Annotated in this window: 1 pseudogene; it reads right to left on the bottom strand. The window is 60.7% G+C overall.

Going from position 1 to position 257, the window contains the following annotated elements:
* Positions 1 to 223: pseudogene (locus SB772_RS43020) on the bottom strand (DsbA family protein); the annotation flags it as partial.
* Positions 224 to 257: the final 34 nt, after the last annotated feature.

Raw genomic sequence — 257 nt, 5'->3', positions numbered from 1 at the left:
CTTCGCGGTTGAACTCCGCGCCGCTCATCTGCTCGACGCGCGCCCAGTGCGTGAGCCTGAACTGTTTCGCTGCGTCATCGAGCACCTGGGTCGATCCCGCCGCCATGCCGCCCACGACAACCTGCACTTCCAGATCCGGCATGCTTTGCGCAATCGCGCTCATTTCCTTGCCGAAGCCATAGCACCACGAGCACATCGGATCGCCGACAAATATCAGTTTCATACGCTGTTCCATCCTCATCTGATCAGGCGCGGCC

It is taken from the genome of Paraburkholderia sp. SIMBA_030, assembly GCF_046535245.1.
Taxonomy (GTDB): Bacteria; Pseudomonadota; Gammaproteobacteria; order Burkholderiales; family Burkholderiaceae; genus Paraburkholderia.
The sequence above is the reverse complement of the archived record's forward strand: the minus strand, read 5'-3'. Positions and strand labels throughout refer to the sequence as shown.